We start from the raw sequence: 22,556 nt of genomic DNA, 5'->3' as shown, positions 1-22,556 counted from the left end.
TTTTAGAACAAAATATATTTAATAAATTTTTATATATCCAAAATTCCACCATTAATAATATTAATTTGTGGAAAAATAAATTTAAAAATAGATGTTATTTTATGGATTCTGTTTTTGGAAACAAAAACAATGAAAATATTAAATTAAATTTTTCAAATGCTCATTTTGAAGATAATGCTTATTTTAATAATTCTGAATTTTATAGTTATGCTGATTTTCACGAGTGTGAATTTGATGATATAGCTTGTTTTTATGGAGTAAAGTTTTATAAGGCTCCGAATTTTAGCGCTTGTTATTTTAAAGAACCAAAAGCTGTAAATTTAATCAATGTCGATATAGATAAGCTAGATTTTAAATCAGTGGAGAAATATATAGAAGATAATTATAAAGATGAAAGTTACAAAAACGAAACCAAAGGAATACAAGATGAAAAAGAGATTTTTAAAATTCAAAATGAATATAGATTAAGATATGCTAAAAATTTAAAAGATTCTTTCAGGGTTATAAAAGATGTTTTAATCACTCAAAATAATACCTTAGAAGCTCAAGAATGGCATAAATTAGAACTTTATGCGAAAGAGAAAGAATTGGAAATTCAATTAAGTAAAAATAAAAATGACAATTTAAAAAAAGAATCTAAAAATCAAGTATATAATCCTAAGGATTATGAAAAAATAAATTCTTCAAGACTAAAAACATTAAAATCAAAATTAATGCCTTTAATTTTTTATTCTTTATTACCAATGGCGCATACATTATTTTTACCATTTCATTTTATTTTTATAATAGTACAAATAATAGCAAAAATATTAAAATTATTTTATTATTTTTATATATCTTTTAGGCCTTTAGAATGGAATAAGTTTATAATTTTTTGGAAAGTAAAATTTAATCATTGTATAAAAAAATTAATGACTTTTGGAAGAAAAATGCTAGATTTTACTTTATGGTTTGATTGTATTTTATTGCAAGTTTATAGGAATACTAGTAATCATCATACAAATTTCTTAAAAATTTTAAATTTTACGATTTTAATGATTTCATCATATGCTATTTTTGGCTTATTATTTTTAAATAATATGGATTTTATATTATCTTTTGGTCCAATGACAATAGCTGCAATGAATTATATCGTTTTATTAATGTTATTAATTATTTTTATTAGCCTTACAAGGCAATTATATCAACATGGTGCTATTTTATTATTTCTTATTTATGGTCTTTTTATAATCAGCATAGTATCATTTTTATCACCAATATACATTCCAGCTTTTTATTTTTTAATTTATTTTGTAGGTATATTAATTTCCTATCTTTTATTTATCTGTAAAATTAAACTTTTTGTTTTTATTTCGAGATTGTTTGCCTATATTTGTCTAATTGGGGTTGTTATTTTAAAACCTCAACTTATCAATCCTTTTGTAGGAATTTTTTCATCGGATAAACTTTATGAAAGTAAATTTGAAAAAAGGTTAAATGATTTAAATACGAGTGCTATTATAAATCTAGCAAGCATATTGCAAAATGATTTTAATCTCCATTTAAAAGATCAAAATATTTCTTTTACAGAGTTAAATTCAGCTAAAGCTTTGATAATAGCAAATAAAGAAAAATTAAAAGAAATTTTATCTAAAGTGTATAATGATAAATATGTAAGTGATTATAAAAAGGTTTTAAATGAACTAGAAAATAACACATCAAATGTAAAAAATATCATAGAAGAGATAGACAATAAAAACAACAATAGCGTTGTATCTGCTCAACTTAATAAATTTTTAAAATTAAATTTTAATCAAGAAATAGATATTTTATATGCGATAAAAAGTAATTTTTCTATATCTGAAAAACTATCACCTGAGCAAATGGCTCTTTTTGATCAAAAAGACAGTCAAGATAAATTAAAAAGTGTCTTGGCTCTTTTGAAATTTAAATCAAGTTTTGAAGGGATTTTAAAGATTATAAATCAAGACGAGATTACAGAAAACACCATAAAATCCACTGGTGTTTTATATGGCATTATACTTTTGCTTTGTATATTTTCACTCCAAAAGACCGCGCGAAAAAATTCTATAGTGCCAAGTTAAAATGATGTAATAAAAAAAATGAAAGGTTAAAAATGACAAATACACAAATCAATGACAAGATTTTAGAACTAGCTAATTATTTAAAAATAGACAATAAATGTGTTGCCCATAATGCTAGATTACAATCCATACAAATCAATGGTGCTGTTATAAAGAATTTTAGTTTTAAATTATTTAATGAGTATAAATTATCATTTTTCAATTGCAAATTTTTATGTGAAATAAACGAAGCTCCTGGTTTTTTCGAGATAGAAAATCCAGTTTATATCTATGGTTGTACTTTTGAAGAAAATGTTATTTCATATAATATCAAATTTAAAAGCAATGTGGTTATAGCTTATTGTCGTTTTAATAAAAATTTTTATTTTGAGGCAAATACATTTTGTAATTCGTCTAATTTTGAAAGAAATTTTTATAATTATGCTAGTTTCAAAAAAAGCCATTTTGAAAAAAATGTAACTTTTTATAATTCTACTTTTAAAGGTTTAGATTTTTCACAAGCAATTTTCAATGAAAATTTAAATATAGTTAATACAAAATTAAATTTTACTTTTTCTAATTTAGAAGAAAAAATTGAACAAGAATATGAAGAGTTTAATAAAAATAAAAAAGAAGAAGATCAAAAATCCTTAGATAAATTTGCAAATGATTTTAGAGATTCTTTTAGGACTTTTAAAAGTGCTTTGATAAAAGATAATAATGCCTTAGACGCTTCAAATTTTCATAAATACGAGCTTTATTGTAAAGAGATAGAGCTAAAACAAAATTGGGGTAAAAAAGGTGAGAATGTAAAAAATACGACAGATTTAGAAAAAAATGTTTCGAGAATTCGGGATTTTGTGGATTTTTTACTTTTAGGATTTTATAGAAAGCTTTGTGATCATCACACAGACTTTTTAAAGGTTTTTAATAATCTTATATTATTAATTGCTTTGTATGCTTTGTTTGTTTTTGGTTTTACTTGGCTTCACGATGATAAACTAGAAGATACAAGAGCGATTTTAACTTTATTTGGATTTTTTGATAAATTTAGGCTTTATTTTGATATCATAAGTGCTATTTTTGTAGTTTTTGGATGTGGTTTTTTTGTTTGGAAATTAAATTCATATGAAAAGAAAAACAATGTCTCAAAAAAACAAAACATAAATTTTATATATATCATTGGTGATTTTTGGAATTTGACTAAAAGCTTATTTTTTGCATCCTTTATCCCTTGTGTTTTTTATGTGTTATTTTCATTATTTGGATTTTTTTTAAATTTAGGTAAAGACTTTGGATATTCACTACTTATAAATACTTTGTTTGTTAGTTTATATATTTGTTTAGTTTATACCAAATCTTTGTTTTTTGGTAGATATGTGGTGCTTATCTTTTCATATATAGTATTTATTATAATGCTCATAAAACAACCTAATGTAATTCACCCTTTAATAGGAAAAATCGCAAACGAATCTGATAAATTTTTTAATTATCCAAGCTTAATAGTGCTAAACATACTATATACCATACTTTTAGCTTTAGTTCTTTTCTCACTCCAAAAAACCGCACGAAAAAATTCCATAGTGCCAAGCTAAGCCTTAAAGCTTAGCTTGAAAATTCATCATCAGTCTTTCAAATAGTATTCTATAGTAGAAACCACTCTTATGGTTTTGATGTAAGGTGTGTTTTTATCTCTGTTGCTGATGCTAAATTGCCCTTGAGAAGCCTTTTTTATCTTGCCTAGGCTACTGTTTGAGTCTTGGGCGAATTTTATTGCTGAATTTCTAGCATTGAGCGTGGCTTCTTCTATCATTTGGGGTTTGATTTCATTGAGTTTTGTATAAAGGTATTCTATCTCATAATCCTCTATTTTAGTCACTATGCCAAGCTTTCCAAGGCTTGAAATTTTTTCTAGTATGCTTTTTCCAAGCTTTACATTTTGAGTATAGATGAGTAAATTCGCAGTGCCTATGTATCGGTATGCAGCTTGAGTGTCGTTGCTATAAGGATCACTTAGGCGATCGATGATGTTGGGTGAGTTGTAGCTGATCTCGTCTGATTTTACGCCTTGTTCTTCTAAAAATCGTATGATATTTTGTTTATCAGACTCTAGTTCTTCGTATAAATTTGCAAGGTTGTTGCCTGATCTCGTGAATTTTATAGGCAGTATCAGGGTATCTGCTTCCACATCTTTTTGGCTCAGTCCTTTTACAGTGACACTTCTTTCAAGTGTTTTGAAGTCGCTTAAAGCCTTGTTAAAGCCAAAGGCTAGGATCACACTTGCCAAAACCACCGCCACCGATATAAAAAGGGAGTTTGTTTTCATATTTTTCCTTTGGGATTTTTTTTACCTAGAAAATATATCATATTTGCCACCAAGACACAAGCACACATTACACAAGCAAGGATTATCGGTGTGTTAGCATCTAAAGCACTGACTACAGAGGAGATGAGTCCTGCTAGGGCAAATTGTATAAAGCCAAGCACCGCAGAAGCGGTTCCGCTATGCTCTTTAAATCTCGCCATAGCTAAAGTCGTGGTATTGGGTGCGATAAAGCCAAGCATAGCGATACTTGTAAAAATACTTGCTTCAAAAAGAAATAAATTCGGATACAAAAAGGCATTGATAAGTAAGATCAAAGTCGATACAAACATGATCATCAAGGCTTTAGAAAGTATTTTTTCACTTTCAAATTTACGCACTAGCCTTGCATTGATATTTGCACAGATGACAAAGCCTAGAGCATTTGCTCCAAAAAGCATGCCAAATTGTTGCTCGCTTAAGTCAAAAAATTCTGTAAATACAAAACTCGAACCCGTGATATAAGCAAACATCGCAGCTAAAGCCAAAGCAGCACAAAAGACATAGGTTAAAAAGCGTTTATCTTTTAAAACAAATTTATAGCTTTTCATCGCTTCTTTGTGGGAGAATTTTTTATTTTTAAGGTGTGGTGCGGATTCTTTTAAGCCAAAAAGTATCATCAAAAAAAGCAAAATTCCCAAAGCAAACAAAGTCGTAAAAATGCTATGCCATGAAAAATACTCCAGCAAAAAGCTTCCAAAAGTCGGCGAAAGCATAGGAGCAAGGGAGCTAAATACCATCATCAAAGCAAAGATCCCCGCAGCTTCTTTGATCTCAAACAAGTCATTTACAATAGCCCTTGCGATCACTACTCCCGCACAGCCTCCTAGTGCTTCAAAAAATCTCAAAGCGATAAAGGCATAGATATTGTCGATAATCACACAAAACAAGCTTGAAACGATAAAGAAGAAAATTCCTACCAAAGCAGGAATTTTACGCCCAAAGATATCGCTTAAAGGCCCATATATGAGTTGCCCTAAGGCAAAGGCGACAAAAAAGCTTGCAAGGCTAAGTTGAGTCAGTGCTTTAGAAGTATGAAAGCTTTGCTCTACATGGCTAAGTGCAGGCAAATACATATCTGTAGAAAGCGGTGCTATGCTTGACATCAAAGCAAGGATGATGACGAGTTTGAGCTTTGAAAAGCCGTGAATTTTAGTGTGTTTTTGCATTTGTAATCCTAATTATTTTTAAAACAAGGATTTTAACAAGTCAATCTTAGAATAATCTTTGTTTTTCTATGTTAAATTTATATAAAAATTCTCAAGGAAGTCTTTATGTCAAATTTAAATCAAAACGAGCAAATCAAATGCCCAAATTGTGGAAGTTTTATCGATATCAGCACTGCTTTATATGCTCAAATTTTAGACAAAGCCAAGCAAGAAATGCTTAAGCAAAAAAAAGAATTTGAAGATGAGGTCAATGCCAAAAGAGCCGAATACACCAAAGCTTTTAATGACTTAAAAGCCCAAAAGATAGAGCAAGAAAAACTTATAAGCGAACAAGTAAGCCAAAAACTTCTTTTAGAAAAACAAAAATTCGAGCAAGAATTGCTAACACAAAAGCAAAATTTCCAAAAAGAATTCAGTGAGAAGTTTAACAAAGAGCATGAAAATGAGATGAAAATCATGCAAGAAGAATTAGAAAAAAAGAGCAAAGAACTTAGCGAATTTTTAAGCATAAAAGCTGAAAATGAAAAGCTAAAAAGAGAGCAAAAAGAAAACGAAGAAAGGCTTAAATTTGAGGTTAAAGAAGAGGCGTTTAAAGAATTTAAAGAACAAGAAGGCAAAAAACTAGAGCTTGAAAGAGAAAAAATGCGTCTTGAATTTCAAAAAAGCACTCAAGAGCAAGATCTTAAATACAAAGAATTAGAAACAAATTTTAAAAGCGTAGCTCAAAAGCTAGAGGACGCACAACGCAGGATAGAGCAAGGCTCACAGCAACTCCAAGGCGAAGCAGCAGAGCTACTCATAGAAGAATATATCCAAAACGAATACATCGGTGATGAGGTAAAAGAAGTGCCAAAGGGAGTAAATGGGGCGGATTGTTTGCATATCGTAAAAGACAGCTTTGGCAATATTTGCGGTAGTATTTTGTATGAGAGCAAACGCACTAAAGAGTTTAATAAAGAATGGATCGACAAGCTTAAGCTTGACAGCATAGCCGCTAAAAGTGATATAGCGGTTTTAATCACCAAAACCATGCCTAAAGACAAGCAAAAAACACATTTTAAAGAGGGGATTTTAATCTGCACTTTTGCTGAATTTAAAGGCGTTTTAGCAGTGCTTAGAGAAAGCATTATAAATTCTTATAAACTCAAAAATGCTTTGCAAAACAAAGATGAGAAAAATCACATTTTATACGAATACTTAAATTCCAAGGAATTTAACACGCAAATCACTTTTATACTCAAAACTTACCAAAATATGAAAGAAGAGCTAGAAGCAGAAAAAAGAGCCTTGCAAAATATATGGAAAAAAAGAGAAAGAGCCATAGAAAATTTAAGCTTTAATTCTACTGCCATAGTGAGTTCTTTAAATGCTATATTTAGCGACTTGCAAGGCGGGAATTTGATAGGCGAAGAAGGGCTTAAAAGCTTGGAAAATTTGGCTAAAGATGAGGATTAAATTTTGATGATTTTTTCTTCTATTAGCTTGAGATTGTTTTCTAAATTTTTGAAATTTTTCTCTAGACTTTCTTTTAAGTCTATGAAAAAAGGATTTGTTAGAGTGGCAATAAGATAGTGATTGTCCTTAGAAAAAATATGATTTAGGGTGAAATTTTTATCTTGTAACTTAACATAAATTTTCTCTTCATCTTCAAAGCTAGGATTTTTGCTAGGCTTTAAAATTTCAAGCAAAATTCCACAAAAAAAGCGTTTGTTTTCATCGATGAAGTTAATATCATAAATTTTAAATTCTTTAAATTCAAAGCAATTTTGGCTTTTAAAATCCTTTAAATTTTCGCTAAGTTCTAGTTTTAAAAAATCTTTTTGGCTTAAACTTTCTTTTCTAAATTTAGCCCCAAAACGACGCAAAAATAAATTCAAAGCATCGATTTCTAATTCTTTTTTTGCAAGTTTGAGTTTTTTAGCTGTAAGGCGAAAGAAGAAAATACCTACAAACACAGCAAGGATGAGGGCTATTAAAATATCTTTTGTAAAAACAAAGGCTAAAAAGCCCACAAGTAAAGCTTCTACAACGCTTAAGAATTTTAAAATTCCTAAGCGTTTGAGTATATAAAGTCTTTTATTTTCTAAGCTTTTTAAGTCCATTAAGATTTTGCTTTTTCCATTCTTTTTCTTTGAGTTGGATCAAGATAGCGTTTGCGAACACGCACATTTTGAGGTGTAACTTCTACAAGTTCATCTTCTTCTATCCACTCTAAAGCTCTTTCAAGGCTTAATTTTCTAGGCGGTACAAGCTTGATCGCATCATCGCTTCCGCTTGCTCTTACATTGGTAAGATTTTTTCCTTTGATAGGATTAACATCTAAGTCATTTGGACGAGAGTGCTCACCTATAATCATCCCTGTATATACTTTGGTTTGAGGTTCTATGAAAAGCACCCCGCGCTCTTGAAGGTTAAACAAAGAATACCCCAAAGCCACGCCATTTTCCATAGAGATCAAAGCACCATTGTTACGCTTTTCAACTGCACCACTAAAAGGGCGGAATTCTAAAAAGCTATGGTTCATTACGCCTTCGCCTTTGGTATCGGTTAAAAATTGAGATCTAAAGCCTATAAGTCCGCGTGCAGGAATTTCAAATTCAAGTCTTGTTTGTCCATCGCCTGTAGGTGCCATAGTTTTCATTTCAGCTTTTCTTTTTCCAAGCTTTTCTATCACTGCACCACTAAATTCTTCAGGCACATCGATAACTAAATGTTCAAATGGTTCTGTCTTAACCCCATCTTCAACTTTTACGATAACTTCAGGTCTTCCCATGCAAAACTCAAAGCCCTCACGACGCATATTTTCAGCTAAAATAGTGATTTGAAGTTCGCCCCTACCACTTACTTTAAATTTGCCTTCGCCTGTGCTTTCGTATTTCATCGCGATATTGGTTTTCATTTCAGCTTCTAAGCGTTCAGCGATTTTGTTTGAAGTCACATGCTTTCCTTCAGTTCCTGCTAAGGGACCATCATTTACTGAAAATACTATGCTTAAGGTTGGTTCTTCGATGTGTAAAGGATCAAGTGGCATAGGATTGTTTGGATCTACAACGCTATCGCCCACATCTAAAGCTTCAAAACCTGCGATCGCAACGATATCGCCACTGCCTGCTTCTTCTATATCCATTTTTTCTAAGCCCATAAAACCGATGAGTTTTGAAATTCTACCATTTACTTTAGTACCATCGGCTTTTGCGAGCATTACACTTTGATTTTTCTTTACAACGCCGTTGAAAATTCTAGCAATGCCTATTTTACCTACGAAGTTATCATATCCTAAAGTAAAGACTTGAAGTTGTAAAGGATTGTCATTAGTACCGCTTGGAGCTGGAACGCGCTCGAGTATGGTTTTAAAAAGGGGCTCCATATTGTCGCTTTCATCGTTTAGATCAAGCTTAGCATAACCATTTTTTGCTGCAGCATAAACGATAGCAAAGTCAAGTTGCTCATCGTTTGCATCTAAAGCTACAAAAAGATCGAAAATTTCGTTGATTACTCTTTCAGGATCAGCAGCTGGTTTGTCGATTTTGTTGATTACAACTATAGGTTTTAGTCCTAAAGATAGGGCTTTTTTAACCACGAATTTAGTTTGTGGCATAACGCCTTCTTGCGCATCGACTAAGAGCAAAACCCCATCGATCATTTTTAAAACACGCTCTACTTCTCCACCAAAATCGGCATGGCCTGGAGTGTCTATGATGTTGATTTTTGTGCCTTTATAATTGATAGCTGTATTTTTTGAAAGTATGGTGATACCGCGTTCTTTTTCTATATCGTTACTATCCATAACGCGTTCTGAAATTTGTTCTCTTTCACTAAAAGTACCTGATTGTTTTAGTAGTTCATCTACCATAGTGGTTTTACCATGGTCAACGTGGGCTATAACTGCGATATTTCTAATATTTTCCAAGATGCTCTCCAAATTTAAATTCAAAGCCAAAATTATATAGAACTTTTGCTTAATTTTTCAAAAAGCAAAAGTTGGAACGATTCTTGCTTCTAGTTTGTCTAGATATCATTTTTAAAAAGGAAGTTAAAATGTCAAAACCATTAAATACAGAGTTTTTTATAGAACTTGATACTCCAGTAATCAACAGAAAAAGTGAAGTATTGCTTCAAGTTTTAGATCTTTTAGAAACTTTAAAATCTAATCAAAATGAAAAAATGGCAAGAATATCAAGCGAGCTTACAGAGCTTTTGGAAAATGAAGAAAATCTTGAAAAAATTACGAGGGCTCAAAATTTAGAAGAGCTTTTGGATATTTTAGTTGCTTTAAATGAAGATAAGATGATCAAAGTATATGAAAATGCTTATTTAAAAGAAAGATTTCCTCATTTAGCGTCAAGTCAATTTTTAAAATAATTAAGGAACCATCATGTCAAATTTGACCCCAAGTAATGACATTTTAAATCTTACTCCAAGCAAGACAAATACAACCCATAGTTCATCGAGCAAAACTAAAGAGCAGGATTTAAAAAAATCTGACAATACAACACAAGATGATACAGAGAGTTTTTTAAATTCTTTACTCAATTCTATCGAAGAAACAAATGAGTTTTTGCCTGATCATATGAAAATCAGTAAAAAAGAAGTTGTTAATGAAGCTATGGATAAATTACAAAATGGGGTTTTTAGCGAGAGTGATAAAATAAGTATTTTTGAATCTGCTTCTTTTATGCAAATTTTATCTTTGCTTGACAAGTTAAAAGCAGATACGGCCGATATCAAACTTGCCAATCTTTCCACCCAGCTTTCTCAGCTTGTAAAAACAGAAGCTAATTTTAATGCTTTAAAAAGCGCAAGCAATCTTAGCGAGCTTTTAAATATAGCTAAGGATTTGGGCTTAAATGTAAAAAATATCAAAGTAGATCGTTTGCTAGATCTTAAGGCTACTTTTCCAAATTTGGATAAGGCTAATTTCTTTAAAGGCGCAGTGGATAATGTTTTTAAAGAGATTATAAACAATAAACTTGCTCATATCAGTAAAAATTTAAACCAAAATGTGCAAAATTTAAATCACACTCCACATGCTAATCTTAGTCAAAATTCTAAAATGACAAAAAAAGATGATACTTCTTTGCTTTCTCAAACTTTAAAGAATTTAGATGCTATCATTTCAAGCAAAAAAGAAAAAAATGAAGTTAAAAACGATAATGTTAAAATTCAAACAGATGGTGAAACAGCAGAATTAAAAAATACTTCTAAAAATTTAACTCATAGCGAGTCTTTAAAAGAGCTTGAACAAGAAAATTTAACCAACAATGATAAAAAAATTCCAAGCCAAGAGGTGCAAAATAAAGAACAAAGCAAAGAGTTTAAAAATGATAAAAATACACTCTTAAATGAGTCTTTAAAAAAAGATGATAAAGAATTAAAAAATGCAAATAAAGCTAATGTGCAAGATTTAACACCTAGCAAAAATAATACCACACAAGATAAGTTGCCAATGCAAGATAAAGTATCAGCACGAGATAAAGCATTAACTCAAGAAAAGATAATTCCACAAGAAAAAGTATCAACACAGGAAAAAACCTTGCCCCAAGATAAAGTATTGATACAAGAAAAGCCTCTTAATAACAAAGAGGGTTTAAATCAAGAAACAAACAATATCAAAAATATAAAAGATTTAAACCAAGCGTTGGATAAAAATAATAATCTAAGTGAAAATCCTAAAGAACAGGTTAAAAACGAAAATACAAATTTTAACAAAACTTCCAACAAAGAAAATGTAAGAGATTCTCAAAATTTGAGCTTGAATTTAAGCCCAAAAGATCTTAATCTCAATAAAGACAATACAAATTTCACTCACTACACTAATAAAGAAAATTATACACAAGAGCAAGGTAAAATACAGAGTGAGAATACCGAAAAAAATCCTTTAGATGATTTAAATTCTTTAGTGAAAGATTTAAATAAAATTTCACAAAACAATACTAAAAATATCACTCCTAAGGAAACCTTACAACATTTTTCGCAGGATTTAAAAGCAGCAATGGAGCAATACAAAGCCCCAATCACCAAGCTTAGTATCACGCTAAATCCTCACAATCTTGGAGAAGTTGAGGTAACTTTGGTACAAAGAGGAAACAATCTTCATATTAATTTTAATTCCAATACCAATGCAATGAATTTATTTATTCAAAATCAAGCCGAGTTTAAAAATTCTCTTGTAAATATGGGATTTACTGGACTTGAAATGAATTTTAGCGATCAAGGTAAAAGAGAGCAAAATCAAAATCAAGGAAAAAATCGAAGCGGATATGGTTTTAAAGATGCTTTAGATGGAAAAAATGAAAGTGAAAAAGTCAATCTAGAGCTTGTTTTAGCGAAGTATTTCTAAGTTGGAACACTTATTGCTTTTATTAAAAAAAGACTTAAATATAAAAAGGAGTTTATAATGTTAACTTCATCAGATTGGACTATGACAAATACAAATACTAATACTGCTGCTACCACCACTAGCACAAGTACTACTTCAGATACAAGTTCAACCAGTAGTTCAGGTCTTGTTTCTAATCCAAATGCAACGCTTGATAAAGATGCGTTTTTAAAACTTCTTTTGATCGAGCTTCAGCACCAAGATCCAACTGATCCTATGGATAGTGACAAAATGCTTACGCAAACTTCTCAATTATCAGCACTTGAAATGCAACAAAATACAAATACTACCATGCAAAAAATGGTTGAAACTATGCAATTACTTTCAAATTCTTTTAGCACAAGCATGAGTACTTCAGCTATCGGAGCTATAGGAAAGATGGCAACTGTTTCAGATAACAAAATCAAGCTTACAGGTTCAGATGAGATTATCGCGCTTAAAATGTATTTGCCTGAGGATTCGGATGAAAATGGGGTTACTTTGGAAGTATACGATAGCAACAACAAGCTTGTATTTAGTGAAAAAAGTGGCGAACAATCTGTTTCTCAAGGGCTCTTTACGATGGAGTGGCCAGGAAGAAATAACGATGGTGTTTATGCGGGTGATGGCGAGTATACTGTTAAAATGGTTTATAACAATAAAAATGGCGAAAAAATCACTGCAAATTATGGTACTTACCCTATAGAAGGAATTGTTTTTAAAGAGGGTATTGCTTATGCAAAAATGGCGGGTCAAGAAGTTCCTTTTGATGCTATATCAGAAATCACTGATTATAAATTAAGCTCTTCTTCTAGCACGGGAAGCGGTAGTTCAGGAAGTGGTTCAAGCGGAGATTCTTCTGGATCTACAGAAGATGGCGACAAAGAGGAAAAGGCTTAAGCCATGATGACTTCATTTTATAATGGCGTTTCAGGAGTTAAAACCAATAGCTTTGGTATAGATGTTTATGCGAACAATATCGCAAATGTCAATACCACAGGCTTTAAATACTCAGATGCGCAATTTAAAGACATTTTTTATAGCACCATAACAACCCAATCCACTAACCCTGCCCAAGGAGGCTATGGAAGTGGTGCGGCTTCTTCTCAAGTCGTTTTTGAACAAGGTTCACCTGTAGCAAGTGAGGGTGAATTTGATGTGGCACTTCAAGGAAAAGGTTTTTTTGGTGTTTTGGGTGCTGATGGAGAAGCTTATTATACCCGAAATGGAGCCTTTAGAAGAGATGCTGCTGGAAATTTGGTAGATTCTTATGGAAATTTTGTTTTAGGAACTATGAATCCTGCTTTTGCTGGAGTGAGTTATAGTGATAGAGTCGCGGGGCTTATGGGGGATTATCTTAACACAGGAACTCCTGTAAATAGTGGCTTTACCGTAAATTCAAATGACGCTTTTAACATAGGGACAACGGCTTCACAAGGAGTGATTAAAGTTCCTGTGAATATGTATTTGCCTCCGCAAGTAACTCAAAATGTAAAATGGAGTGGAAGTTTAAATACGAATGCAACAACAGAAGTGGTTAAAGTCGATCTTGATCCTGCGAAATTTAATGTCCAAAAGACTGAAGATGGCAAATATGTAGTGAGCGGTAGTGTTAGCAAAGAAGATGTGTTTAGTGCTAAAGCGGGCGATAGGATTATTTTAAATTTCACTGATGATAATGGCGTAAAAACAAGCTTTGAAGCAACTTTAGATGAAAATCTAAATTTTAAAAGCAATGAGCTTGATTTAAAAGGTTTGGATCCTAATAGTATAAAACTTGAAACAGCGCAAATTTCAACAGAGCAACAAAAAGCCAATAAAGATATTTTAGAATCCCCTATTTATAATGCAGATGGAAGTAAAAGCACTTTAAGGGTTACACTTGAAAGAGTTTTACCGCAAGAAGGCGATAATATACAATATAAAGCTATTGCACAAATTTATGATTCTAATGGCAATGCCGTAGGCAATCCGACTGAAGGAAATATGGTTTTTGATAAAAATGGTGCTTTGCTTCAAAACAATATTACAAGCATTGCAAATCCAAATGGTGGAACAATTAATATTGATTTAGGTTCTCCTTATGATGCTAACAAGCCTGGTTCGGGTTATAGTGGGATTTATATTAAAGAAGGCGTCGAAAAAAATGTAGTTACACAACAAGATGGTGTAGCTGAAGGGTTTTTTGAACAATATAATATATCCGATGATGGAAGTATAGTTGCGCAATTTAGCAATGGCAAAAATGCCATAGTTGGAAAGCTTGCTTTATATAATTTTATCAATGAGCAAGGATTGGTTGCTATGGGAGATAATATTTTTGCAGCAACAGCCAATAGCGGAGATGCTAGCTTTATCATGAAAGATGGACAAGTGATCAATACAGCTAAATTTAAAGGCGGATTCTTAGAACAATCAAATGTTGATTTAAGCGCAGAGCTTTCAAACCTTATCGTAACTCAAAAAGCCTTTGATGCAAGCTCAAAAAGTATCACTACAAGTGATCAGATGATACAAAAAGCCATTAATATGAAAAGATAATTCTTAGGAATTATCTTTTTCTAATTTTTCAAAAATAATTTTAATTTTTTCTATGTCGCTTTCGCTATAATTATGGCTTGATTTAATATAACTTACTTGCTGTCCTTTTTCAAGATATAAAACCTTTTCATAGTCTTTTAAATTTATATGATGTTTTAGTTCAAGGTTGGTGTTTGTGTTAGGATAAAATTTTAAAAAATTATCCTCTCCGATATTTTCGGCTTTTATGTATATTTTTACATTGTAAACCATTTCATTTAAGAAATTTAATTTCGCATCAATTTGATATTTTAATTTTATAAATTTTTTATACGAAATGCTAAGATGATTGTATTTTTTTATGATATCGTGATAAAGATTTGAAAATTTCATTTCTATGGTGCTAGGATTTTTAGTCTTTTGAAGTTTGATGATTTTGATTTGATTTTTGATTAGATAATCATAGTAATTTTGCATTTTGCTTATGGTGTCATCAAGCTTACTTTTTATTTTAAGGCTTAGATTTTTAAGATTTTCGCATTCTGTATCTGAGTTGTTTTCAATAGAAACTAGTGGTGAAACTACAATATTGTTTTTAAATTTTATATTGTTTGTTATGATTAGATTTTTTCTTGGATATAAAGTATTATCCGTTAGTAAATTGCAAATATAAATATTTTCTGCTTCTATTTTTCCACCCATGCAGTTTTCAACAAATACATTTTTAGCTATAATTGTCCCATTTTCTAAATTTTTTATATATACAGTGTCAGCCTGCAAAGTTCCTTTGTGTGTTGTAATAAAAATATCTTGTGCAAAAATTTCGCTTTTTGCATGAGTTAAGCCTTTTATGCTGATATTTTTTCCATAAAGTTTTGTTGCTCCAATACTCCCATTTACTTTTATATTTGAAGCTTGAACATTTACAATACCTGATTTAATAGCATCATCACTTATATCAAAATTAGTGATTTCTAAGTTTATATTTTCATCGGTATTTGTTTTGATTGAACCGGTTGTTTTAAGCCCTATTTGTGATAATTTTAAATTGTTTATAACGCTATATCCTGAGTGGTCTTTATTTAAAAATCCATAATTGGCGCTAAAATATTTAATTCTATCTTCTAATTCTTCTGTGTAAATGCTTTCATCTTTTATGATAAAAGGATTATCAAGAAAGGCTATTGGATTTAAATGAAGGATTTCTCCTCTTAAATTTCGTCCTTCTTTTCCAAGAATTCTATAAATGTATTCAAAAAGTAGCTCATTTTTTTCAATAGGTTTACAGTAGTTTCCTTCATCATAGTTAATATTTTCGTCAAAACATTCTTCGTTAACATCTCTATGATAAATAATTTCATCACTTTTATGTTCAATCTTATCTACACCTTTGGCAATTTCAAGCTCTATTTCTTTAATAGATGGACTTTTTTGTATTGATAAGATAAAATCATCAATCTTGTCAAATAAATTTTTATCAAGTCTTAAGATTAAAAATTTTTGTTTGATCATTATTTTGTAGATATTTTGCAAAATATCAAATTTTAAATTAGGGTAATATTTAAAATTTTCTGTAAGGTTGATACTGGCTTTTAGATGGGTTAGGTTGGAGTTGGATCTAAGTTTGACTGTAAAAGGAAAACTTTGTTTTTTTGGATAAATTTCTATAAGAAATTTTTGCACTATGGTATTGTAGTTTTTTACAAAAAAATTATCTGCATAAAATAAGTCAAAATCCTTTCTTTCATAAGTTTTTGTTTTCGCTGGTTTTACACTAGAACACAGAAGTTTAAAATCTATAACTCTAAAATCAAGAATTTGTTCTGTGTTTGCTTGTTCGTGATTTAAACTTTCGAAAGGATTGAAAGTTTCTAAGGTTTTTACTTGAAAATTCATCTATCCCCCCCCCCATATCATTTTTTTGAGTCGTGAAATGATGATTTTGTAGTGCATCTTCAAAAATAGCATTGAATTTTTCGAAATTTTGATTCAAATCAAAATAATCCAAATGAACTAAAATTTGCCCACATTTTTCGCACTTTAAGGTATTTTCTTTGCTAACAAGCTCTTGATGTATAGTCTGTGGAACTGCATGGATACGCAAAGAACAATTGCAAATATAATCATAGGTTTTTTCAGTCTTTAAATCTTGCCTAATTGATTTTAATTTTATGTATTGCTCTAGATTATAATGAATCTCTTGAAGATGTAGAGCTTTTTTTGTGAAGTTAGCTATCCATAAATCTTCATTAGCAAAATGATCTAAAATCCAATCTTTGGTCAATGTTGAAAGTTCAAATGACATTTTAACAATATCATTTGAGTGTTCTAAAAGCTCTTTAGTCTTTTTTAATAATATTTGATGAGATTTTCTATGTTCTTCAATCAAAGGAAAATCAATGCTTTCCATAAATTTTTCTTCATCTTTGAAATGAATTTTTACATATTGGAATAACTTTGTAAGAATTTGTTTTAAATCATTTTTGTGTTGCACATCATTATCTTGAATTTTTAAAGCTAAATCGTTTGCAATTTCAGCAATTTCAAAAATTAGTTCGTGTTGTTTATCTAATTGTATGTTTTTAATGCTAAAATCTTTACTCCATTTGATTTCCATGATTTTTCCTTAAAAATTTATATAATATATCTATATAATCGTATTTCCTTGAAAAAAACAATAATTTTGCAAATTAAATTTAAAAATTTATATAAAATATAACCAATTTGTTACATATTTATACATTTTTATATTTAGTTTTTATAGCTCAACACTTTTTAAGTATATTATGATATAATTTCTTTGCCTTTTCTTAGACCTGTGCAATGCTATTTTTAAGCACCGCTTCAGGGTGGGAACACAGCAGAGCACTTGATTTTAGTGTGTGCCGCAGCCATCTGGGAAAGGGTTTATTTCATTTAAACTTACTTTTTATATCTCTTAAATATTTTTATTTTCATATAGAATTTCAAGACTTTGGTAAAAATTTTTTAATACTTAATTAAGAATTGTTAAATTAAAATTTAACAAATTTAATACAATAAAGGAGCTTAAATGGAGAAAAAGAAAATCCCCATGCTTATACTGTGTGTCCTTATTGCGCTTGCATTTTGGATAATCCCTACTCCTATAGGTTTAGAGGAGAATTCTTGGCATTTTCTTGGACTTTTTATTGCGGTGATTATGGCGGTTATCTTACAGGTAATGCCTTTAGGAGCTGTGTGTATGATAGCTATTGCTATTGTGGCACTAAGTGGAATCACGACCACTCAAAGTTCTGTTCGTGCTACACATATCAAAACTCTTGAAGCCATTGTTTTAAAAGATAATTCTAATATCTATAAAGTTACTATGGAGCAAAAATCACAAGCTAGTATTTTGGAAAATCTCATCAAAGCAAATGTGGCTAAAAATTTAGAACCTAAGGTAAATGAGATTTTAAAATCTAATTCAAACATGGAATATCAAATAGATAGTCTAAATAAACTTTATGCAAAAGCGACTTCAAAAGTTGCTGCGCAAAAGCTTATTGATGAGAGCAAGATCGCGGCATTAAACTCTTTAGCTCTTGAATTTATGTCCCAAAAAGATATAGATGAAAAAGTTAATACTGCAATATCAAGTTTAAAATCCAAAACAGGTATTAAGGATGCTTTAAGCGGATTTTCTAATTCTTTAATTTGGCTTATAGTAGTTTCTATCATTGTAGCTCGTGGAGTTATAAAAACAGGACTTGGAGAGCGTTTGGCGTATTATTTTATCAGTATCTTTGGTAAGAAAACTTTAGGTATTGCGTATTCTATCGCATTTTGCGAAACCATCTTAGCTCCTGTAACCCCTTCAAATACAGCAAGAGCGGGTGCGATAATCAATCCTATAGTTCAAGCTATCTCAAGAAGTTTTAAATCTACTCCTGAAGATGGAACACAAAATAAAATAGGCACCTATCTTTCTTTGGTGAATTTTCAAGCCAATCCTATTTCTTCGGCAATGTTTATCACAGCCACTGCTCCAAATCCATTGGTTGTTGATTTGGTCGCTCAAGCTACAAATTTAGAAGTGCATTTAACCTGGGGGCAATGGGCTTTAGGTATGTTTTTACCTGGTATAGCGGCTATGCTTTTAATGCCTTTGGTGATTTATTTTCTTTCTCCACCAGAGATTAAATCAACCCCAAATGCTAAGATTTTTGCAAAGGGTAAGTTAGAAGAACTGGGTGATATGAAGGGTAGTGAAAAGATTATGCTAGGTGTTTTTGTATTGCTTTTGCTTTTATGGGCAGGGGCTTTGGGCTTTCTTTTTGGAATTTCTCTTGATGCTACAAGTGTTGCCTTGCTTGGTCTTTCTTTGGTTTTAGTAAGTGGAGTTTTGACTTTTGGTGAGGTGTTGGCAGAAAAAGCTGCTTGGAATACTTTGGTATGGTTTTCAGCCCTTGTGATGATGGCAACTTTACTTGGAAAGCTCGGTGTAACGCAGTTTTTAGCTGAAGCTTTGGGTGAATTTGCCTCTGCTATGGGACTTGGTGAAATTTCTATTATGATTTTCTTAAGCCTTGCCTTTTTATATACGCATTATTTCTTTGCTTCAACCACAGCGCATATTTCAGCTATGTTTTTTGTATTTTATAGTGCAGGACTTGCTTTAGGGGCTCCACCACTTCTTTATGCTTTTATTATGATAGCATCAGGAAATGTTATGATGGCCTTAACGCATTATGCAACAGGAACAGCTCCAGTTATTTTTGGAACAGGTTATGTAAGTCTTAAAAAATGGTGGTCTGTAGGATTTGTTATTTCAGTGATAGATATAACCGTAATGATACTTGTTGGCCTTGTATGGTGGAAATTTTTGGGATTTTATTAAAATCTTATCAAAGCTTTTAAAGCTTTGATAAGTCTTATTCTATAAACCCGCTTGCAATGACTTTATCACCATCGTAAAATACTGCCATTTGCCCACTTGCTAAACCATAAACACTCTCTTTTAAAGAAATGCTTGCGCTTTTATCATCACTTATAATGACTTTACACGGGGTGGATTTTGATCTATAGCGGATTTTTACTTCGCAATCAAGCTCTTTTGCATCGATGAAAAGATTGATATTTTTGAGTTTAAATTCATTGATTTTTAATTCTTCTTTGGTGCCAACGATGATTTGATTTTGTTTAGGATTGATCTTTAAAACAAAATGCGGTTTGTGAGCCCCGCGTACTTCAAAACCGCGTCTTTTGCCTATGGTATAGTGCATATAGCCTTCGTGTTTTCCTACAACCTTACCGCTACTATCTAGCACTTCTCCTGGAATTTTAGTATCCATAAATTGATCTAAAACTTGCACATAAGTATCTTCAACAAAGCAAATTTCAGAACTTTCTTTTTGGGTTGCAAATGATTTTAAAACTTCTATGGTAGAAGCAAATTTTTTCACATCTTCTTTTTTCATTTCGCCTAGCGGAAAAATAAGATATTTTAAAGCTTCTTTATCTGCACTGGCCAAAAAATAGCTTTGATCCTTGCTTTCATCTACTGCGGTTTTTATTAAGTTGTTTTCAAGTCTTGCATAATGCCCTGTGGCAAGTTTTTCACAACCTAAACTTTTAGCAAATTCTAAAAGTTTTCCAAGTTTGATAAAACGGTTGCATAAAGCGCAAGGATTTGGTGTTTTACCCTCTTTATAAGTATCCACAAAAGGCATGTAAACTTTGTTTTTAAAATCTTCTTGCAAGTCTAAAATATGATAAGGAATTTGCAAAAAGTTTGCAACTTTTTCTACTTTTTTGATATTTTCTTCGTGATAATTTGGTTTGCCATGAAGTTTCATATAACAACCTATAACTTCATGACCTAAATTTTTAAGTTTATAAGCAGTGACTGTGCTATCGACCCCACCGCTCATAGCGACCAGAATTTTCATTAGAGTTCCTTTAAAGTATTGATTATATAATCTAAATCGTCAGTGATTTCATACTTTAACTCGTCTCCTTTGGAAATGACTTCAAGTTTTAGCAAAGAATTTCTGACGAACTCATCAAAGCCTTGCCAAAATTCACTCCCAAGCAAGATAATAGGAACATTGCTTTTAAATCCAAGTTGTTTTAGTGTAAGTACTTCACACAATTCATCAAGTGTTCCAAAGCCGCCTGGGAAAATCACAAAAGCTAGACTCTTTTCAATAAGAGCCATTTTGCGTATGGCTAAGCTCTCAAAAGTTATGTTATATTCTACAAAATCGTTTAATTTTTGCTCAAAAGGCAAAAGTATATTAAAACCTACCGATTTTATAAAATTTGCATCGTTTTTACATTTAGCAGCGCCTGCATTAGCTGCACGCATAATGCCTCCACCTCCGCCGCTAACGACACAAAAGCCATTTTCTACACATAAACTAGCTAATTTTTTGGCTTCTTGATAATAAAAACTATCTTCTTTTAATCTTGCAGAACCAAAAAAAGTTACGGCATTTTTTAGGTTTGGTATGTTAGCAAATTTTTCTAAATCTTGGCTTATTTTTTCATTCATTTTTCAACCTTTAGTTAAAATAAATTCCATTCTAGCTAAAAATTTATAATAAGTTCTTTATTATATAAGTTTTAATAGGTTTATTTTATTAAGATTAGGAATTTAAAAGACTTTTAAATCCTTAAGCTTTAATATCTATACTTTTTGGTGTAGAATTTAAAGAAAGGATTTTATTAAATTCTCCTGCATCATCATCACTAAATTTCATACCAAAAAGAAGTTCTAATTCTTTACTAGTGCTAAATTTACCTTCTAATAGTTTTTTTACAAGTTCGTTTCTTGTGCTATCATCTTTGTAAGTTTCTTTGTTTTTACTTTCGCCTTGAATGGCTTTGAAGGGTTTTTCACTTTGTTGAGTGATAATTTCATCATCACTAGAAAGCAACATTTTATCACCCATAGCCATTTCGTATTCTTTCACAAATTCATCGTGTCTTTGCTTAAAATCTATGTATTTAGTTTTAAACTCATTTAAGCTTAAATCTTTACTTATAAGTGCGTCAAATTCTTTATAAAATTCATCGGCTTTTTTGATGATGTCGTAGCCCAAATGAAACATCTTAGAATAAGAAACAAAAAAACCTAACATCATTTTCTCAGTAGTTGGGTCCCATTTTGTATAAGCAGGATTAAAATCTTTTAAAGGGGATTTTTCTATTTTATTGGGGTCTTTTAAAGCATTTGACTTCATAAAGTTGTTAAATTCTTGCATATCTTTTTTGCTAATACTTTCATCAAGTCCGAATATTTTAGGATTATACTCAAATTTTTTTCCACGATAAGGCAAAGCACCTTCTCCTGTTATAACGGCTACTCCGTGTTTGTTGATTTTAAAATCAATATTTTTATCTTGTTTAAAATTTGAAGTGTTATAATCATAGTTTAAATTTGAGTTTAGACTATTTATCATTAGTTTTTCCTCTTTACTTGATAGAATACCCACCAAGATATCTTTCTAAAAAGTCTTTATAGTTTGAACTGATTTCCTTAACTACTCTGTAATTATTCAAAACAGGACTTGATTTTACTCTATACCAAGAACCTGATTGTTCGTTGATTACAGCCACTCCATAAGAAAAATACACAAATCTTTTCCCTAAATTAGAAATACCAATATTTCTTTTCACAGTATATCCAAGAAAGTTACGATAAGGGTCATCGCCCACTATACTCATAGTTTCCCAAAGTCTTTGTTGATTTGTGTATGTATGTTTTCCATTAACTAAGCAATTTGTGGTATCTATACCGCACATTCCACCAAATCGAACAAGTCCTTCTCTATTCCAATAATATTGATCTCCGTTACTATCTTGAAATAAAGTTAATTCCAAATTCCAATCAGGTTTGGCAAAGGCTATAACTTCATTATCACTAAGTCGTTTTAAATAGGTTATATACCCACCCTTTACTTGTTTCATCTCTTCAAGGCTGAGTTCTTTTACACCCGGGCTTGTATCACTTAAAGCACCTTTTGTGAGTTTAGCTAAAAAATCCTCAGCAAAAACAGAACTAGTCAGTAAAGAAGTTAAAGCTAATAAAGCAAAAATCTTTTTCATTGAAAATCCTT

At 31.0% G+C, this 22,556-nt stretch carries 18 protein-coding genes and 1 other RNA gene; 9 read left to right on the top strand and 10 right to left on the bottom strand.

Annotated elements, in window-relative coordinates; genetic code table 11:
* The first annotated feature begins 101 nt into the window (after positions 1–101).
* Together KAR67_RS08805 and KAR67_RS08800 are read left to right on the top strand one after the other, a co-directional pair.
* Complete coding sequence (locus KAR67_RS08805; RefSeq protein WP_225893303.1) at positions 102–2,084, top strand: pentapeptide repeat-containing protein; 1,983 nt, start codon at positions 102–104, stop codon at positions 2,082–2,084.
* Positions 2,085–2,116: 32 nt separating this feature from the next.
* The gene (locus tag KAR67_RS08800) at positions 2,117–3,658 is read left to right on the top strand and encodes a pentapeptide repeat-containing protein (protein WP_052783505.1); all 1,542 of its coding nucleotides are present in this window, start codon (positions 2,117–2,119) and stop codon (positions 3,656–3,658) included.
* Between the two features lie 29 nt (positions 3,659–3,687).
* Here the strand turns inward: KAR67_RS08800 and KAR67_RS08795 are convergent, their stop codons facing one another.
* Positions 3,688–4,389 (bottom strand): SIMPL domain-containing protein, encoded by a 702-nt coding sequence (locus KAR67_RS08795; RefSeq protein ID WP_002797679.1) that lies wholly within the window; start codon positions 4,387–4,389, stop codon positions 3,688–3,690.
* Positions 4,386–5,594 carry a multidrug effflux MFS transporter gene (locus tag KAR67_RS08790; RefSeq protein WP_002790217.1) on the bottom strand — a complete coding sequence of 403 codons (1,209 nt, stop codon included), beginning with the start codon at positions 5,592–5,594 and terminating at the stop codon, positions 4,386–4,388. The genes KAR67_RS08795 and KAR67_RS08790 overlap by 4 nt, the downstream gene beginning before the upstream one ends.
* A 105-nt stretch (positions 5,595–5,699) precedes the next feature.
* Here KAR67_RS08790 and KAR67_RS08785 point away from each other — a divergent pair, with 105 nt between their 5' ends.
* Positions 5,700–7,049: a DUF2130 domain-containing protein gene (locus KAR67_RS08785; RefSeq protein WP_004284561.1), complete on the top strand. Its 1,350-nt coding sequence runs from the start codon at positions 5,700–5,702 to the stop codon at positions 7,047–7,049.
* On the opposite strand, the gene KAR67_RS08780 is transcribed toward KAR67_RS08785, so the two are convergent.
* Complete coding sequence (locus tag KAR67_RS08780; RefSeq protein ID WP_002779296.1) at positions 7,046–7,696, bottom strand: hypothetical protein; 651 nt, start codon at positions 7,694–7,696, stop codon at positions 7,046–7,048. The genes KAR67_RS08785 and KAR67_RS08780 overlap by 4 nt on opposite strands.
* A complete protein-coding gene (gene typA, locus KAR67_RS08775; protein ID WP_002779297.1) occupies positions 7,696–9,504 on the bottom strand; it encodes a translational GTPase TypA in 1,809 nt (602 codons plus the stop codon). Before typA ends, KAR67_RS08780 begins: the two co-directional genes overlap by 1 nt.
* Positions 9,505–9,632: 128 nt before the next feature.
* Between typA and KAR67_RS08770 the strand changes: the two genes are divergently transcribed.
* The 4 genes from KAR67_RS08770 to KAR67_RS08755 are packed head-to-tail and all read left to right on the top strand — an operon-like array spanning position 9,633 to position 14,493.
* Positions 9,633–9,956, top strand: coding sequence for a hypothetical protein (locus tag KAR67_RS08770; RefSeq protein WP_002779298.1), 324 nt, complete (start codon positions 9,633–9,635; stop codon positions 9,954–9,956).
* 13 nt (positions 9,957–9,969) lie between these two features.
* Positions 9,970–11,934 carry a flagellar hook-length control protein FliK gene (locus tag KAR67_RS08765; protein WP_002790219.1) on the top strand — a complete coding sequence of 655 codons (1,965 nt, stop codon included), beginning with the start codon at positions 9,970–9,972 and terminating at the stop codon, positions 11,932–11,934.
* Between the two features lie 57 nt (positions 11,935–11,991).
* On the top strand, positions 11,992–12,852 hold the full coding sequence (locus KAR67_RS08760) for a flagellar basal body rod modification protein (RefSeq protein ID WP_131235383.1): 861 nt from the start codon (positions 11,992–11,994) through the stop codon (positions 12,850–12,852).
* A gap of 3 nt (positions 12,853–12,855) precedes the next feature.
* Positions 12,856–14,493 (top strand): flagellar hook protein FlgE, encoded by a 1,638-nt coding sequence (locus tag KAR67_RS08755; RefSeq protein WP_162284593.1) that lies wholly within the window; start codon positions 12,856–12,858, stop codon positions 14,491–14,493.
* Between the two features lie 3 nt (positions 14,494–14,496).
* On the opposite strand, the gene KAR67_RS08750 is transcribed toward KAR67_RS08755, so the two are convergent.
* On the bottom strand, positions 14,497–16,368 hold the full coding sequence (locus tag KAR67_RS08750; protein WP_162284592.1) for a flagellar assembly protein A: 1,872 nt from the start codon (positions 16,366–16,368) through the stop codon (positions 14,497–14,499).
* Positions 16,283–17,089 carry a bacteriohemerythrin gene (locus tag KAR67_RS08745; protein WP_002793250.1) on the bottom strand — a complete coding sequence of 269 codons (807 nt, stop codon included), beginning with the start codon at positions 17,087–17,089 and terminating at the stop codon, positions 16,283–16,285. The genes KAR67_RS08750 and KAR67_RS08745 overlap by 86 nt, the downstream gene beginning before the upstream one ends.
* A gap of 190 nt (positions 17,090–17,279) precedes the next feature.
* On the opposite strand from KAR67_RS08745, the gene ffs reads away from it, so the two are divergent.
* Both ffs and KAR67_RS08735 read left to right on the top strand, forming a co-directional pair.
* Positions 17,280–17,377: signal recognition particle sRNA small type (gene ffs / locus KAR67_RS08740), an RNA gene on the top strand.
* A 147-nt stretch (positions 17,378–17,524) separates the two neighbouring features.
* A complete protein-coding gene (locus KAR67_RS08735) occupies positions 17,525–19,333 on the top strand; it encodes a DASS family sodium-coupled anion symporter (RefSeq protein ID WP_052777072.1) in 1,809 nt (602 codons plus the stop codon).
* Between the two features lie 34 nt (positions 19,334–19,367).
* Here KAR67_RS08735 and mnmA read toward each other — a convergent pair whose 3' ends face one another.
* The 4 genes from mnmA to KAR67_RS08715 form a co-directional block, all read right to left on the bottom strand.
* Positions 19,368–20,384, bottom strand: coding sequence for a tRNA 2-thiouridine(34) synthase MnmA (gene mnmA, locus KAR67_RS08730; RefSeq protein ID WP_002804112.1), 1,017 nt, complete (start codon positions 20,382–20,384; stop codon positions 19,368–19,370).
* On the bottom strand, positions 20,384–20,989 hold the full coding sequence (locus KAR67_RS08725; RefSeq protein WP_002786440.1) for a TIGR00730 family Rossman fold protein: 606 nt from the start codon (positions 20,987–20,989) through the stop codon (positions 20,384–20,386). Before KAR67_RS08725 ends, mnmA begins: the two co-directional genes overlap by 1 nt.
* Before the next feature lie 121 nt (positions 20,990–21,110).
* Entirely contained in the window at positions 21,111–21,899 is a 789-nt protein-coding gene (locus KAR67_RS08720; protein WP_002858816.1) for a hypothetical protein, read from the bottom strand.
* Positions 21,900–21,912: 13 nt separating this feature from the next.
* Positions 21,913–22,545 carry a hypothetical protein gene (locus KAR67_RS08715; protein ID WP_223206687.1) on the bottom strand — a complete coding sequence of 211 codons (633 nt, stop codon included), beginning with the start codon at positions 22,543–22,545 and terminating at the stop codon, positions 21,913–21,915.
* Positions 22,546–22,556 lie beyond the last annotated feature (11 nt).

This window comes from Campylobacter sp. JH32 (assembly GCF_017846535.1).
GTDB classification, from domain to species: domain Bacteria; phylum Campylobacterota; class Campylobacteria; order Campylobacterales; family Campylobacteraceae; genus Campylobacter_D; species Campylobacter_D coli.
The sequence above is the reverse complement of the archived record's forward strand: the minus strand, read 5'-3'. Positions and strand labels throughout refer to the sequence as shown.

Coding starts and splice junctions, on each gene's coding strand:
- KAR67_RS08805 (WP_225893303.1), top strand. CDS start 102: ATGGATTCTGTTTTTGGAAACAAAAACAATGAAAATATTAAATTAAAT.
- KAR67_RS08800 (WP_052783505.1), top strand. CDS start 2,117: ATGACAAATACACAAATCAATGACAAGATTTTAGAACTAGCTAATTAT.
- KAR67_RS08745 (WP_002793250.1), bottom strand. CDS start 17,089: ATGGAAATCAAATGGAGTAAAGATTTTAGCATTAAAAACATACAATTA.
- KAR67_RS08725 (WP_002786440.1), bottom strand. CDS start 20,989: ATGAATGAAAAAATAAGCCAAGATTTAGAAAAATTTGCTAACATACCA.
- KAR67_RS08755 (WP_162284593.1), top strand. CDS start 12,856: ATGATGACTTCATTTTATAATGGCGTTTCAGGAGTTAAAACCAATAGC.
- KAR67_RS08715 (WP_223206687.1), bottom strand. CDS start 22,545: ATGAAAAAGATTTTTGCTTTATTAGCTTTAACTTCTTTACTGACTAGT.
- KAR67_RS08750 (WP_162284592.1), bottom strand. CDS start 16,368: ATGAATTTTCAAGTAAAAACCTTAGAAACTTTCAATCCTTTCGAAAGT.
- KAR67_RS08785 (WP_004284561.1), top strand. CDS start 5,700: ATGTCAAATTTAAATCAAAACGAGCAAATCAAATGCCCAAATTGTGGA.
- mnmA (WP_002804112.1), bottom strand. CDS start 20,384: ATGAAAATTCTGGTCGCTATGAGCGGTGGGGTCGATAGCACAGTCACT.
- KAR67_RS08780 (WP_002779296.1), bottom strand. CDS start 7,696: ATGGACTTAAAAAGCTTAGAAAATAAAAGACTTTATATACTCAAACGC.
- KAR67_RS08770 (WP_002779298.1), top strand. CDS start 9,633: ATGTCAAAACCATTAAATACAGAGTTTTTTATAGAACTTGATACTCCA.
- KAR67_RS08795 (WP_002797679.1), bottom strand. CDS start 4,389: ATGAAAACAAACTCCCTTTTTATATCGGTGGCGGTGGTTTTGGCAAGT.
- KAR67_RS08720 (WP_002858816.1), bottom strand. CDS start 21,899: ATGATAAATAGTCTAAACTCAAATTTAAACTATGATTATAACACTTCA.
- KAR67_RS08760 (WP_131235383.1), top strand. CDS start 11,992: ATGTTAACTTCATCAGATTGGACTATGACAAATACAAATACTAATACT.
- KAR67_RS08790 (WP_002790217.1), bottom strand. CDS start 5,594: ATGCAAAAACACACTAAAATTCACGGCTTTTCAAAGCTCAAACTCGTC.
- KAR67_RS08765 (WP_002790219.1), top strand. CDS start 9,970: ATGTCAAATTTGACCCCAAGTAATGACATTTTAAATCTTACTCCAAGC.
- KAR67_RS08735 (WP_052777072.1), top strand. CDS start 17,525: ATGGAGAAAAAGAAAATCCCCATGCTTATACTGTGTGTCCTTATTGCG.